The sequence below is a fragment of the Bacteroides sp. OF04-15BH genome, from assembly GCF_003477995.1.
Taxonomy (GTDB): Bacteria; Bacteroidota; Bacteroidia; order Bacteroidales; family Bacteroidaceae; genus Paraprevotella.
The window spans coordinates 424-14341 of record NZ_QUEM01000038.1 but is presented as its reverse complement, the minus strand read 5'-3'; the positions used below and the strand labels follow the sequence as shown (position 1 = coordinate 14341).

Here is a 13918-nt window from a genome sequence, read left to right as displayed (position 1 = left end):
TCATACACGGGGCAGATTGATGCCGTGAATCTTGCGATAAAGATCCAAAGCATAGATATCTGTCATTCCGGAAATAAAATCAAGAACAGCCATTACACGGTCATACAGTGTGGTGGCTGTTGTTTCGTATTGGGGGGACACCAGATCAATCAGCAGTCGGGAATGTGCCTTCTGCGGGTGGGTTACCGCCTCCAGATACAACTCGAGCAGGGAAGTGATGACCTTGAATCCGGCCAGTTCCACATCGACAACGGCTTTGCTCCGGTATATTTTGCGGAAGGCGGTAGCCGAGCATTGTTTGTAAGCCTCCATCGGACGGAGGGCTATATGGCTGATCAGCGTCCCGTGGAAGCGGCCTTCCAGCATATCTTCTTCGTGATCCATGAATGTGCGTACACATTCCTGAACCAGGCAACCGATGACACAAGAGCGCAGATAGACAATCTGTTCGTTGATATCGGTCACTTTTTTCATGACTTCCAGTATCTTGGCCTGACGCTCTTCGGTAAAGAAGGCCAGCAGCAGTTGCTGGGTTTCTTCTGTGCTGAGAATCTTCAGTTTGTGAGCGTCTTCTATATCCATAATCTGATAGCAGATGTCGTCTGCGGCCTCTACAAGATATACCAGAGGGTGACGGACAAAACTCAGGGTGTCTTCGGGACTGTCTTTCTGAAGCAGACCCAGTTCGCGGGCTATCTTGAGAAAGTCTTTCTGTTCGCTTTCAAAGAAACCGAATTTACGATGATTCCCGGCCAGCGATGAGGAGTAGGGGTATTTTACAATCGAGGCCAGTGTGGTATAGGTCATGACGAAACCGCCCGGACGACGCCCGTTGAAATGATGGGTCAGCAGTCGGAAGGTATTGGCATTGCCTTCAAAATGAATCAGGTCATTCCATTGCTTCTCACTCAGTCCGGCAGGGTCCAGCTCATCCCGATAGGTCTGTAGCCATAGACCGTTTCCCTCACTGAAGAAAGTGCCTATGGCCTCCTCGCCCGAATGACCGAAAGGAGGGTTGCCCAGATCGTGAGCCAGACAGGCTGCCGATACGATGGCGCCCAGTTCCGTTACATGGGTGTCTCGCAGTTCGGGATGCTTTTCAATCAGCATCCGGGCGCAGTCGTTTCCTAAAGAACGTCCCACACTGGATACCTCCAGACTGTGAGTCAGCCGGTTGTGCACAAAGATATTTCCGGGGAGCGGAAATACCTGGGTTTTGTTCTGCAGCCGGCGGAACGGAGCAGAGAAGATGAGGCGGTCGTAGTCGCGCTGGAATTCCGTGCGGTCATCTTTTCTTTTCAAGTGGAGCTCTTCCAGTCCCAAACGTTTGTTGGATATGAGTTGTTCCCATTTCATAGGCATTTTGTCTGAATTGATTGATATGCAAAAGTAATGTAAAAAGAGAATGAAAACGACTTTTCCCCGGAAAAAACAACCGTTTATTCTATGGAAATACCTAATTTTGCATCTATAAGATAAATATGGAATAAGTTATGGAAATACAAGTCATTAATAAGTCTCATCATCCGCTTCCGGAATATGCCACCTTGCAGTCTGCCGGCATGGATATCCGGGCAAATCTGGACGAACCGATTGTTTTGCAGCCGATGCAGCGTTGTCTGGTTCCTACCGGACTGTATATCGCCTTGCCGGCCGGAACAGAGGCGCAGATACGTCCCCGCAGCGGACTGGCTTTGAAGAAAGGAATAACCGTGCTGAATTCTCCGGGCACCATCGATGCCGATTATCGTGGAGAAATCGGCATTATTCTGATAAACTTGTCGCAGGAGCCTTTCGTCATTCAGGATGGAGAGCGCATTGCACAAATGGTGATCGCACGCTATGAGCAGGCTCGTTGGAAGCCGGTAGACTCCTTGGAGGAAACAGAGCGTGGAGAAGGGGGATTCGGACATTCAGGACAAAAATAATCAAGTGAAGAAAATATATTTTTATTTGGGAAAGATGATGCTGGGCTGTGGCCTGGCCGTCTTGATGGCTGCCTGTGGGGCTGCCCGTAAGAGTGTGGCTGTAGAAACACCGCCGTCTCCTTACGATAACCGTCAGTATGACTATTATTATACCGAAGCTGTAAAGCAGAAGATTCTGGGCAATCACGACGCGGCCTATACTCTGTTGCAGTATTGCTTGGATCTGAATCCGAAATCGGGCGAGGCTTTGTATGACCTTGGCTTGTATGCCATTTATATGCAGAACGACAGTCTTGGAGTGCAGTATCTGGAGCGTGCCGCCGCGCTCGAACCCGATAATATCTGGTATCGCGAAATGCTCTCCGGATTCTATCTGAGCCGCAGCGAGTGGGGCAAGGCGCAGACTTGTCTGGAAGAAATGATGCGTCTGAATCCGAAGCGTTCGGATGTGCTGATGCGCTTGGTGAGCCTGTATCAGAATGACAAGAAGTATACGCAGGCCATCGATGTGCTGAACCGTATAGAGACACTGGAAGGAAAGAATCTGCAAATCTCTATGGACAAGTACTGGATGTATATGCAGCTTAAGGAAAAGGACAAGGCTTATGCCGAATTGCAGGCTTTGGCCAACGAATTTCCCAATGATTTGTCCTATCGGGTTGTGCTGGCCACCCAATATATGTCTAACGGCGAATTGGATAAGGCCAAGCAGATATTCGATGAGGTGGAACAGAAGGAACCGGACAACCAGACTTTGCGTCTGGCACTGATGGACTATGCACAGACCATTAAGGATGACTCCTTGTATCAGGCTAATCTGGACCGTCTGCTCTTTGGGGAGGCTACGGACGCATCTACCAGACTGCGGGTGATGAAGGATTATGTCAGCCAGCAGCCGCAGGACAGTGTACACAGTGCCCAGGTGCGGGCTACTTTCCAAAGACTGTTGGCCGATCCGCGCTCGGGTGCCGACATGTGGATGATGTATGCGGCCTATCAGACCGTAAAGAAAGACAGTAAGGATTCTATTGCCGTCACCTTGAATAAGGTACTGGAGCTGGAACCCGACAACAAGCTGGCCTTGCAGGAACTGATCATGATTAATATCAAGAAGCAGGATTTTCAGGGACTGATTCGCTTGTGCCAGAAGGGAGTGCAGTATTATCCCGATATGCTGGTATTTTATTATTATAAAGGTCTTTCTCATTATCAGTTGGATGAGCAGAAGCAGGCCATCGAGACTTTTGAACTGGGATTGCGGCAGGAAAAGGCACCGGGAGATGAAGGTATGGTGTCGGACATGTATAGCATTCTGGGCGATCTCTATCACGAGCAGAATCAGAACGAGAAGGCTTATGCGGCTTATGACTCGGCCTTGGTATATAAGGACAATAATCTGGGCGCATTGAACAATTATGCGTATTTCCTGTCGCTTGAGAACAAGGATTTGGACAAGGCTCAGGAAATGAGTTATAAGACAGTGCAGGCTGAGCCGGACAACGTGACTTATCTGGATACTTATGCCTGGATTCTTTTCCTGAAGGGGAAATATGCGGAGGCAAAGATTTATATGGATAAGATTGTTGCCTACTACGATAAGGAACCCCAGACGGATAAGGAGAAGGAAAACCGTGAATCAATCAATGGAGGTGTGTTGGAACATGCCGGAGACATCTATTTCCATTGTGAGGAACCTGACAAGGCTTTGGAATATTGGAAAAAGGCCAGTCAGCTGGACGGAGCTTCCGATTTGCTGGAACAGAAAATCAAACAGAAAAAATACATAGCACCATGAGTTGGAATAAATATATCGCAGGCACGGTGGTGTGCCTGGCAATGTTGCTGTCTTCCTGTCGTTCTACCAAGAGTATTACGGACGTTACTCCGGAAAGCACAGCCCGCACCGAGCAGATTGTCAGTGCCCTGAATGGTAAAAAGGTAGAGTCCAGCCGGCCGCTGACGGCCAAGCTTTCATTGGAACTGCAGATGGGAAGCAAGGGAGTTACTGTAGGCGGAAATCTGAAAATGAAGAAGGATGAGGCCATACAGATGTCTGTTTCTGCTTTTTTAATGGAAGTGGGACGTGTTGAGTTTACTCCGGACTATATGCTGGTGCTCGACCGTATGGGAAAACAGTATGTCAAGGCGGCTTATCGGGATGTGGATTTCCTGAAACGCAGCGGCCTGGATTTTTATTCTCTGCAGGCTCTTTTCTGGAATGAGTTGTTTGTCCCCGGAAAAAAAAGTGCTTTGACGGATCAGGACTTTACGGTGGAGAAGAAGAACGGATTGCTGTATCTGATTGCCAAGGAGGTGTCTCTGTTTACCTTGCAGTTTGCTGTGAAGCCGGAAGGAAACCTGTTGCTGAATACGCACATTGCCGCTCCTCAGAATGCAGGCCAGAGTTTTGACTGGCATTATCTGCACTTTGACGGCAGTGGTATTCCTGATAAAATGCAGATGAGTGCATCGGGCATGGGAAAAGAGATCAAGGCGATTATGAGTTTGTCTAATATCCGGAATAATTCAGACTGGTCACTGACGGAGATTCCCGAAGGCAAGTATAAGCGCGTGGATCCTTCTACTTTGTTTAAGAAATTATTGCAGATGTAATGGATAAAACGAAGTTGTTGCTTTGGGGTATGGTCTTGTTGCCGGGGTATGTTGCGGCACAGAACAGTGCCCGTGTGAAGGCATTGAAGGTAAAGAAGACTGAGGTACAGAAAAAGATGAATCAGTCAAAGACAGAACTGAACCGTACCCGCAAAGATGTCGATACCAAAATCAAGACCATAAACTTTATTGATGTGCAGCTGGAGAGCCGTTTGCGTTACATCAATGAAATGGAACAGAAAATAGCCAATGTAGATCAACGCATTACAACACTGGAACAGCAGATTCGGACCCAGGAAGAGAACTTGGAGAAGGTAAAGAAACGCTATAAACAGTCATTGTTGTATGCTCGCACCAATCAGGCGATACAGAGTCCGCTGATCTTTATCTTTTCGGCAAAAAGTGTCACTCAAATGTATCGGCGAGCCCGTTATGCTCGCGAATATGCCAAATACCAGAATGCATTGGGGGTACAGATTCAGCAGAAACAGAAAGCGTTGTTGGCTGATAAAGGCAAGTTGCTGACAGCAAAAGGAGAGATGGCTGCTTTGGTACGCGAGACATTGCAGCAGCGCAAACTTTTGATTGAACAGCAACAGCAGCAGAAGGAAGTTGTGGCCGGTTTGCAGAAGCACGAAAAAATACTGGTTGACCAGATCAATCGCCAGCAGAAGGAACTGGCCGAACTGGACCGTAAGATTGATGCTGTGATTGCCGAAGAGATTGAGAAGGCCCGTCGCCGGGCTGCGGCCGAAGCGGAACGCAAACGTAAGGCGGCCGAAGAGGCTGCCCGCAAAGCACAGGCGCGTGCCGCGCAAAAGAAAAAGACGAAATCGCGTGACAAGAAAACGGTTCCGGAGAAAAAAGCAGATATTGCCGCCGGAGCATGGCGTACTCCGGTTGATAATGCACTGAGCAGTAATTTCGAAAAGAATAAAGGACGTTTGCCGGTGCCGATAACCGGAAGTTATATGATTTCGGGACATTTCGGAACCTATAATGTTCCGGGGCTGAAGAATGTGCGTCTGGATAATAAAGGTACGAACTACATCGGGCAGAAGGGTGCCCGTGCCCGTGCTATTTTTGACGGTGAAGTGACTGCGGTGTTCCAGTATGGAGGAACCTACAATGTGTTGATCCGTCATGGTAATTACATTTCGGTATATTGTAATCTCTCAAGCGTTATTGTACGCAATGGGCAGACGGTACGTACACGCGACCTCATCGGAGCAATAGCAGAGGATGGAGCCGGAAAGTGTGTACTGCATTTCCAGTTGCGTAAGGAACGCAATAAATTGAATCCTGAACAATGGATTGGCAGATAGGGAAGTCCCTATCTGCTTATATCCAGTCCGTTGAGCAGGTCATAATAGGTCTGTATCGCATCGCGGATTTCTTTGATTTCAATATATTCATCAGCCGTATGCGAACGGGATGAAGCCCCCGGTCCCATTTTCAGGGAAGGAAATTTCATGAGTGCCTGATCGGAAAGAGTCGGTGATCCGAAAGGTTTCTTTCCCATATCCGTTGCTTTTCGGATAATCGGATGCTCCAGGGCAATGGATGAAGAGTTCAGGCGGAATGAACGTGCCTTGGCTTCGCTTTTGATGTGTTTGCAGACTGTCTTGAAGATTTCCTCATTGCTATATTTCTCATTGCTGCGTATGTCCACGATAAAGTGGCACTGATCCGGCACGACATTGTGCTGTGTTCCAGCCTGAATGACGGTCACACTCATCTTGACTGGTCCCAATAATTCCGATTGTTCGGCAAACTGATAATCCTTGAACCATTGAATGTCTTCCAGAGCTTTGTAGATGGCATTGACTCCTTCGTTTCGGGCGGCGTGTCCGGACTTGCCGTATGCCGTGACGTCCAATACCATCAGTCCTTTCTCGGCTACAGCCGGTTGCATCTGTGTGGGTTCTCCCACCAAAGCCACATGAATGGGAGGAAGTTGTGGTAAGATTTTTTCAATACCGTTCTTGCCCGAAACCTCTTCTTCGGCTGAGGCCAGGAATATCAGGTTATAGGGCTGGTTCTGTTTGGAAAGCTCACGAAAGACCTGTAAGAGGGACACTAGGCTGGCACCGGCATCGTTACTTCCCAGTCCGTATAGGCGGCCTTTTTCAAGAGTTGCCTCAAATGGGGCTCTTTTCCAGGTGCTTACCGGTTTTACGGTGTCAATATGTGAGTTTAAAAGTAAGGTTGGCTTCCGATAATCGTACGACGGCGCCATGCACCAGATGTTATTTCCGTCGCGAGTTGTCTCGATGCCATTACTCTGAATAAATCCTTCCAATAAGTCTGCGGCCTGGGTTTCTTCCCGACTTATCGACGGGGTTCGGATCAGGTCGCTCAGCAGTTCCACTGCTTCTTGCGTCAAAAAATCTGTATCTATCATCATAAATCCATCATTATTTGAACAAAGATATAATGAATAAAAAAAATAGATAAATTTTTTTAGAATTCTTATGCGTAAAATTCAGTTAAAAGTATATCTTTGTGAAGTGAAAAAACTGAAGTTATGGTAAACATGAGTCCTTTTGCTGTTCTGGTTCACGAACAGGCAAAAAAATATGGTGAGCGTACGGCCTTGTCTTACAGGGACTACGATCAGAACAAGTGGATTCCGATTTCATGGAATGCTTTCTCCGAAACAGTTCGAAAAGTGTCGAACGCATTTTTGGCTCTGGGGGTGGAGGTTCAGGAAAATATCGCTGTCTTTTCGCAGAACAAACCAGAGTGTCTGTTTGTGGATTTCGGTGCCTATGGAATACGTGGAGTGACAATACCTTTCTATGCAACAAGTTCTGAGGCGCAAGTCAAGTACATGGTGCACGATGCTTCAATCCGCTATATTTTTGTAGGAGAGCAGTATCAGTATGACATTGCTTTTCGGGTGATGCCTTTGTGTGATACATTGCAGAAACTCATCATCTTTGACCGTGCGGTAGTGAAGAATCCGCAGGATCAGGTGTCTATTTATTTTGATGAATTCCTGGCTTTGGGAGAGAACTTACCTCATCAGAAAGAAGTTGAGGAGCGCAGCCAGACCGCCTGTCTGGCAGATAAGGCCAATATTCTTTATACTTCCGGTACGACGGGAGACAGTAAGGGTGTTGTGCTCACGCATTTGATGTATCATTGCGGAATACAGGCCAATGATCGGGTGCTGAGTCTTACGGAAGAGGATGTGTTCCTGAATTTTTTGCCTTTCACTCATGTTTTTGAGCGTGCATGGTCGTATCTGGGTATTGCAGAAGGCGTGCAGTTGGCTATAAATCTGCGTCCGGTAGACATTCTTCAATCTTTGCAGGAGGTGCACCCGACCTGTATGTGTGCTGTGCCTCGTTTTTGGGAGAAGGTGTATGCGGGAGTACAGGAAAAAATCCGTCATAGCAACCCGATGCAGCGCAAGTTGCTGCATGAAGCTTTGCGTGTAGGAAAAGAATATAATGTGAAATATAAGTTGCGCAATATTCCGGCACCGCTGCCGCTTCGTTTGCGCTATGCATTTTTTGAGAAGACCGTAATTGCTCTCTTGAAAAAGACCTTGGGACTGGAGCGTGCCAACTTCTTCCCGACAGCAGGAGCAGCTATTCCTCCGGTGATTGAAGAGTTCGTGCATTCTGCCGGTATCCGTATGGTGGCCGGTTACGGGCTGACTGAGTCTACCGCAACCGTATCGTGCGACTGGCTGGGTAAGGTGAAGACCATTGGTTCCGTAGGACGTGTGATAGATGGCGTGGAGCTTAAAATCGGCGAACAGAATGAAATCCTGTTACGTGGAAAATCAATTACCCGAGAGTATTATAAGAAGGAAGAGGCCACCCGGAATGCTATTGATGCCGACGGCTGGTTCCATACTGGGGATGCCGGCTATCTGAAGGATGGAGAACTTTATCTGACTGAGCGTATCAAAGACTTGTTCAAGACTTCGAACGGCAAGTATATAGCTCCTCAGATGATAGAATCCAAACTGGTGGTAGATCGTTTTATTGATCAGATAGTGGTCATTGCCGACCAGCGTAAGTTTGTATCGGCTCTGATTGTACCCGAGTATAATGTATTGAAGGAGTTCGCCGCCAAGAAGGATATCCAGTACACCAATATGGCAGATTTATGTGCCAAGGAAGAGATTATGAGGGTACTGATGGGACGTATCAACACCTTGCAGCAGGAGTTTGCCCATTACGAGCAGGTTAAGCGTATCACCATTCTTCCGGAGCCGTTCAGCATGGAAAAAGGTGAGTTGACCAATACGCTGAAAGTGAAACGTTCTGTGATCAACATCAACTATAAGGAGCAGATTGATGCCATGTATGCCGAGTAGCGGCAGCTAAAAAATAAAAAGTCAGGCTTTTCTATATCAGGGTAATGAATATTCGTTATCTTTGCATATAGAAAAGCTTTTTTATTTATGATAACCATTGATCAACTGAAGAATGTAAAAGAACGTACTGCCGCCCTGTATCGGTATCTGGATATCGAGAACAAGAAGGTGCAGGTAGAGGAAGAACAGCTGAGAACACAGGCCCCGGGTTTCTGGGATGATGCCAAGGCCGCCGAAGAGCAGATGAAGAAAGTCAAAGGTCTGCAGAAATGGATTGAAGGATACAACGAAGTGAAGACGCTGGCCGATGAACTGGAACTGGCATTTGATTTCTATAAAGAAGAGATGGTCACCGAGGAAGAGGTTGACGAAGCCTATTCCAAGGCGATAAGCGCTCTGGAAGATCTGGAGTTGCGCAACATGCTGCGTCAGGAAGAAGATTCTATGGATGCCGTGTTGAAAATCAATTCCGGAGCAGGAGGAACCGAGAGTCAGGACTGGGCTTCCATGCTGATGCGTCTGTATATGCGTTGGGCCGAAGCACATGGTTATAAATGTACGATCAGCAACTTGCAGGACGGTGATGAAGCCGGAATCAAGACGGTTACTATGCAGATTGAAGGTGAGTTTGCCTATGGCTATCTCAAGTCTGAGAACGGAGTGCACCGTCTGGTGCGTGTATCGCCTTATAATGCTCAGGGAAAGCGCATGACCTCGTTCGCTTCTGTGTTCGTTACTCCTTTGGTTGATGATACGATAGAGATTTATGTAGATCCGTCCAAAGTGTCTTGGGACTTGTTCCGTTCCGGTGGTGCCGGAGGACAGAACGTCAACAAGGTGGAAACCGGTGTGCGCTTGCGTTACCAGTATGTAGATCCCGATACCGGCGAGGAAGAAGAAATCCTCATTGAGAATACCGAGAGCCGTAAGCAGCTGGAGAATCGTGAAAACGCCATGCGTCTTTTGAAATCACAGCTCTACGACCGTGCCTTGCAGAAGCGTAAGGCTGCCCAGGCCAAGATTGAGGCAGGAAAGAAAAAGATCGAGTGGGGCAGTCAGATACGAAGCTACGTGTTTGATGACCGCCGGGTAAAAGATCACCGGACGAATTTCCAGACTTCAGACGTCAACGGCGTGATGGACGGAAAGATCGACGGCTTCATCAAGGCATACCTGATGGAGTTTGCCGGTGAGGAGAATGTATAAACCTTTTAAACGGATAGCCGTATGAGTGAGAAAAGAAGAAAGAAAGCTGCTCATCGTGCAGAGTTGCAGGAGCAGCAGGGCAAACGTGTAATCCGGTCTCTGATCGGTGTACTGATTTTGTTGTGCATCTTGAGTCTGATTGCCTTTTCAATTGTAGGAAATGCATTTTGAGATAGAGCGTAAGTTTCTGGTCAAGGGCTCATTTAAAGAGCAGGCCTCTTCTTCAAGCCGTATCATGCAAGGGTATATCTCAAGCATGAAAGGGCGCACCGTGCGTGTGAGAATCCGTGACGAGAAAGGTTATCTGACAATAAAGGGACCGTCGGATCAGGGTGGTCTGGTGCGTTACGAATTTGAAAAGGAGATTTCTCTTCAGGACGCGCACGACCTGATGAAGATTTGTGAACCGGGAATTATTGACAAGACCCGCTATCTGGTGCCTTATGAAGGGCATGTGTTTGAGGTAGATGAGTTTTATGGCGAGAATGAAGGACTGGTATTGGCCGAGGTGGAACTGGAGTCTGCTGATGAGCCTTTTGCGCGTCCGTCGTTTTTGGGGCGTGAGGTCACTGGCGACCGTCGCTTCTATAATTCCTGTATGCGTGTTCATCCTTATTGTCAGTGGAAAGACGAGATTCGCGATTGGCTGGAGTAAGCCTTCGCGTCAGAGAATAAACCAAAATCGGGACGGTCTGCAACATACAGCAACCGTCCCGATTTTGGTTTTTATGAATAGAAGCTATTATACGATTCCCATCAGATGCAATACTACCGGAGCCAATATGGCGGTGAGCAATCCGTTCAGGATTAAGCCCAGGCTGGCATAGGCACCATATTTCCGTCCGTACTCCATAGCTTTGGAAGTTCCTACTGCATGAGAGGCTGTTCCCATACTCAATCCTTGGGCGATGGGGCTTTTTACCCTTCCCACTTGTAGCAGCTTGAAACCGCAGACGGCACCAAAGAGTCCTACAATTACGACAATGGCAGCCGTAAGCGAAGGAATACCGCCAAGCGATTGGGTAACTTCCATGGCAATAGGGGTGGTTACCGATTTCGGAGCCAATGACACAATAATTTCTTTTGAGGCCCCCAGCCATTTGGCGGTGAGCACCACAGAAACGATACCTACCACGCATCCCACCAGTTGCGAAACCAATAAGGGCACCAGCTGGCGCTTGATGCTTTTCAGTTGCAGATAAAGAGGTACTCCCAGAGCAACGATGGCCGGTTTGAGCCAGAAGTCGATGATGGAGGCACTCTTTGAGTAACTCTCATAAGAAATACCGGTAAGTTTCAGGATACCGATCAAAACCAGAATGGCCACCAGAATCGGATTTAAAATTACCCATCCGGTATAAGCCTGCAGTTTCTTGGCTGCATAATACACACCAAAAGTCAGTGCGATGATGAAAAAGTTATCGTTTAGGAATTCCATGTTTTCTTACCCATTGATGCACGTGGCCGGTTACAACTAATACTAATATGGTGCTGACAATCGTAGCGATGACAATCGGCCAGAATTCGGCTGCAATGACATCAAAATAAAGCATCAGCGCTACGCCGGGGGGGACGAAAAAGAATCCCAGATTGCTGACCAGAAAGTCCGAAATACCCTTAATCCATTCCAATTTTATCCATCCCATTTGGAGAATTGCCGTGAGCAGCAACATTCCGATAATGCTGCCGGGAAGTTTTATTCCTGTTATCCATACTAAGAAATCACCGGCAGCAAGACATCCAAACAGAATTGTACATTGCTTAACCATAACTAATACTTAAATAAGGTCTAAAAACATCTTTTTACTTTCGGGCTGCAAAAGTATAGCATATCTTTCAATTGCGGAAATTTATCCGGATAAAAATCCTCAGCAAGCTTCAATTGTTAAGTATATCTTGTTTCTGCGCATTCTTTTTTGCTATCCTTATGTTTTTGGGCTTTTTTCCTTCCGAATTGTGAGGTTAATAGTTATGATAGGTATTTCCCATCATTTTTTCTTGTTGTGTTTCTGCTTCTGCCGGTCAGTGGAGATAAAAGAAAAAGGCAACTCTCTTCAGGGTGTGAACTGAACAGAGTTGCTCTTTCTTCTTTGTAAAATGAGATTGAATAAAGGTGCGTGTCTTGTTTGTGTTGCTTTCCTACATCGATGTTATACATCAGATTATACTTTCCTAATCGTTTCTTATGGTCTATGTGAAACTTCAGGTGCACGGTTTTTATTGTAAAAGGGGAATTTGCAAGAACCACGAAGCGTGGAACTGCAAATTGGCACCTAAAGTTGAGGTCCTGAGAAAACCTTGTGTACAGATGCAACAATAGCAGCCCACGCTATAGCGTGAGAACCACTATGCTATCTTTGTACACTATTGAAAGATTCTCAGGTTTTCAACTTACAAGATAAGCATAACGCTTCTTTCTTTAATCTCAAGTATATTTGACCAGTATATTGACCTAGTCGATTGCAAAAATAACATTAATTAGTCTGAAAAACAAAAAAACGCTCAGTTTTATTTATTTTATCATTCAGAATGTAAGTTTATATAGCTTTTTGGTATAGTTTCTGGCAGAAATGCCTGCTTCGGGCCTTACAAATCTGTGACGGAGGGGGAAACAGATGGTCTAAGGACTTTGTTTTTGAGAGAGGGGGATAAAAAGAAAAAAGCTAAGCATTGAATTTCAATACTTAGCTTTCCGTGTACCCAGACCCGCATTTGAAATAATTAAAGTGGGGAAAATGTGGGTAAAAAGAAAAATGCGGAAAAACGCCACAATTACACTGTATTTCAATATGTTATAATCCTATTAAATTTTAATCCAAGTTAATCGAATTGCAAAATATTTAGCAGATGTGGGGAAAATGTGGGGAAAATATCTATATTTGCAGCAGAGTAAAATTCAACCTGAAAGTCTATGAAAGTAACCTTTATCATTAAAAAAGCAGCCAAACGATATGATACAGAATCCATGGCTACAATCTATGTCCGTTTTAGAAACGGAAGGCAGTTAGACTCCGTTGCTCCTACTCAGTTAGCCATCAATCCCAATCTATGGGATGATAAAGACGAATGTGTAAAAACGAAAGCTGTCTGCAATGAAGAAATGCGTACCCATATAAATGAAGAGATACGCCAGTTGAAAACCTATATCGAGAAGGTATATCAACAAGAAAAGGAAGCAATAGACAAAGAATGGCTAAAAACAACACTTGATAAATTTTACCATCCTGAAAAATATTTTTTGCCGGAGGAAGTGGTTATCAAGCCTACCATTGGAGAACTATTCGATGAATTTCTAAACAAGCACCCTTTGTCGGAAGTACGAAAGAAAAATTTCCGGGTTGTCAAAAGAGCCTTACTGCGTTATGAACTATATGTAAGGGCTACAAAGAGAGGACAAAAGGGCTTTATCCTTGATGTGGATTTGGTAACACCTGACACGCTTCGGGATATGTGGGATTTCTTTCAGAACGAATACCAGTATTATGAACTTTACCCGAGCATTTATGAAGCCATTCCCGAAAAGAGGACACCACAGCCCAGAAGCAAGAACACGCTGATAGACTGTTTTTCAAGAATACGCACATTCTTCCTGTGGTGCTTCGATAACAAACGCACCACAAACAGACCTTTCGACAAGTTTCCGATAGAGGAGTGTACATATGGTACACCTTATTATATAACACTCGAAGAAAGGGACAGGATTTTTAATGCAGACCTTTCTGCCACCCCACAACTGGCAATACAGAGGGATATATTCATATTTCAGACACTGATAGGATGCAGGGTGAGCGACCTGTACCGAATGACCAAACTAAATGTGGTCAATGAAGCCATA

The 13918-nt window shown here is 46.1% G+C and carries 13 protein-coding genes; 9 read left to right on the top strand and 4 right to left on the bottom strand.

Annotated elements, in window-relative coordinates:
• Positions 1-1356, bottom strand: coding sequence for a dGTP triphosphohydrolase (dgt, locus tag DXA74_RS13770; RefSeq protein WP_199666188.1), 1356 nt, complete (start codon positions 1354-1356; stop codon positions 1-3).
• 137 nt (positions 1357-1493) lie between these two features.
• Between dgt and dut the strand changes: the two genes are divergently transcribed.
• From dut to DXA74_RS13750, 4 genes are read left to right on the top strand one after another with little or no spacing between them, the layout of a single operon-like run.
• Positions 1494-1928, top strand: coding sequence for a dUTP diphosphatase (gene dut / locus DXA74_RS13765; protein ID WP_118528547.1), 435 nt, complete (start codon positions 1494-1496; stop codon positions 1926-1928).
• 4 nt (positions 1929-1932) lie between these two features.
• Entirely contained in the window at positions 1933-3723 is a 1791-nt protein-coding gene (locus tag DXA74_RS13760; protein ID WP_199666186.1) for a hypothetical protein, read from the top strand.
• Positions 3720-4541 carry a DUF4292 domain-containing protein gene (locus DXA74_RS13755; RefSeq protein ID WP_118528543.1) on the top strand — a complete coding sequence of 274 codons (822 nt, stop codon included), beginning with the start codon at positions 3720-3722 and terminating at the stop codon, positions 4539-4541. Before DXA74_RS13760 ends, DXA74_RS13755 begins: the two co-directional genes overlap by 4 nt.
• A complete protein-coding gene (locus DXA74_RS13750; RefSeq protein WP_118528541.1) occupies positions 4541-5866 on the top strand; it encodes a murein hydrolase activator EnvC in 1326 nt (441 codons plus the stop codon). Before DXA74_RS13755 ends, DXA74_RS13750 begins: the two co-directional genes overlap by 1 nt.
• A gap of 8 nt (positions 5867-5874) precedes the next feature.
• Here DXA74_RS13750 and DXA74_RS13745 read toward each other — a convergent pair whose 3' ends face one another.
• Positions 5875-6948, bottom strand: coding sequence for a M20 family metallo-hydrolase (locus DXA74_RS13745; RefSeq protein ID WP_370448515.1), 1074 nt, complete (start codon positions 6946-6948; stop codon positions 5875-5877).
• 120 nt (positions 6949-7068) lie between these two features.
• On the opposite strand from DXA74_RS13745, the gene DXA74_RS13740 reads away from it, so the two are divergent.
• The 4 genes from DXA74_RS13740 (at position 7069) to DXA74_RS13730 (ending at position 10738) form a co-directional block, all read left to right on the top strand.
• Positions 7069-8877, top strand: a complete 1809-nt coding sequence (locus tag DXA74_RS13740) for a long-chain fatty acid--CoA ligase (protein ID WP_118528539.1) — start codon at positions 7069-7071, stop codon at positions 8875-8877.
• An 87-nt stretch (positions 8878-8964) separates the two neighbouring features.
• Positions 8965-10083, top strand: a complete 1119-nt coding sequence (gene prfB, locus DXA74_RS13735) for a peptide chain release factor 2 (RefSeq protein WP_118528537.1) — start codon at positions 8965-8967, stop codon at positions 10081-10083.
• Between the two features lie 21 nt (positions 10084-10104).
• Positions 10105-10254 (top strand): hypothetical protein, encoded by a 150-nt coding sequence (locus tag DXA74_RS16475; RefSeq protein WP_199666185.1) that lies wholly within the window; start codon positions 10105-10107, stop codon positions 10252-10254.
• The gene (locus tag DXA74_RS13730) at positions 10244-10738 is read left to right on the top strand and encodes a CYTH domain-containing protein (protein WP_118528535.1); all 495 of its coding nucleotides are present in this window, start codon (positions 10244-10246) and stop codon (positions 10736-10738) included. Before DXA74_RS16475 ends, DXA74_RS13730 begins: the two co-directional genes overlap by 11 nt.
• 87 nt (positions 10739-10825) lie before the next feature.
• Here the strand turns inward: DXA74_RS13730 and DXA74_RS13725 are convergent, their stop codons facing one another.
• Positions 10826-11521 (bottom strand): LrgB family protein, encoded by a 696-nt coding sequence (locus tag DXA74_RS13725; RefSeq protein ID WP_118528533.1) that lies wholly within the window; start codon positions 11519-11521, stop codon positions 10826-10828.
• Entirely contained in the window at positions 11502-11852 is a 351-nt protein-coding gene (locus DXA74_RS13720; RefSeq protein ID WP_118528531.1) for a CidA/LrgA family protein, read from the bottom strand. Before DXA74_RS13720 ends, DXA74_RS13725 begins: the two co-directional genes overlap by 20 nt.
• Before the next feature lie 1142 nt (positions 11853-12994).
• Here DXA74_RS13720 and DXA74_RS13715 point away from each other — a divergent pair.
• The coding region (locus tag DXA74_RS13715; RefSeq protein WP_233550561.1) for a recombinase at positions 12995-13918 on the top strand (924 nt) is incomplete at its 3' end.

Bases quoted from the DNA above. Each gene is read 5' to 3' on its own strand.
- DXA74_RS13755 (WP_118528543.1), top strand. From the start codon at position 3,720: ATGAGTTGGAATAAATATATCGCAGGCACGGTGGTGTGCCTGGCAATG.
- DXA74_RS13740 (WP_118528539.1), top strand. From the start codon at position 7,069: ATGGTAAACATGAGTCCTTTTGCTGTTCTGGTTCACGAACAGGCAAAA.
- DXA74_RS13720 (WP_118528531.1), bottom strand. From the start codon at position 11,852: ATGGTTAAGCAATGTACAATTCTGTTTGGATGTCTTGCTGCCGGTGAT.
- DXA74_RS16475 (WP_199666185.1), top strand. From the start codon at position 10,105: ATGAGTGAGAAAAGAAGAAAGAAAGCTGCTCATCGTGCAGAGTTGCAG.
- dgt (WP_199666188.1), bottom strand. From the start codon at position 1,356: ATGAAATGGGAACAACTCATATCCAACAAACGTTTGGGACTGGAAGAG.
- DXA74_RS13725 (WP_118528533.1), bottom strand. From the start codon at position 11,521: ATGGAATTCCTAAACGATAACTTTTTCATCATCGCACTGACTTTTGGT.
- dut (WP_118528547.1), top strand. From the start codon at position 1,494: ATGGAAATACAAGTCATTAATAAGTCTCATCATCCGCTTCCGGAATAT.
- prfB (WP_118528537.1), top strand. From the start codon at position 8,965: ATGATAACCATTGATCAACTGAAGAATGTAAAAGAACGTACTGCCGCC.
- DXA74_RS13730 (WP_118528535.1), top strand. From the start codon at position 10,244: ATGCATTTTGAGATAGAGCGTAAGTTTCTGGTCAAGGGCTCATTTAAA.
- DXA74_RS13750 (WP_118528541.1), top strand. From the start codon at position 4,541: ATGGATAAAACGAAGTTGTTGCTTTGGGGTATGGTCTTGTTGCCGGGG.
- DXA74_RS13745 (WP_370448515.1), bottom strand. From the start codon at position 6,948: ATGATGATAGATACAGATTTTTTGACGCAAGAAGCAGTGGAACTGCTG.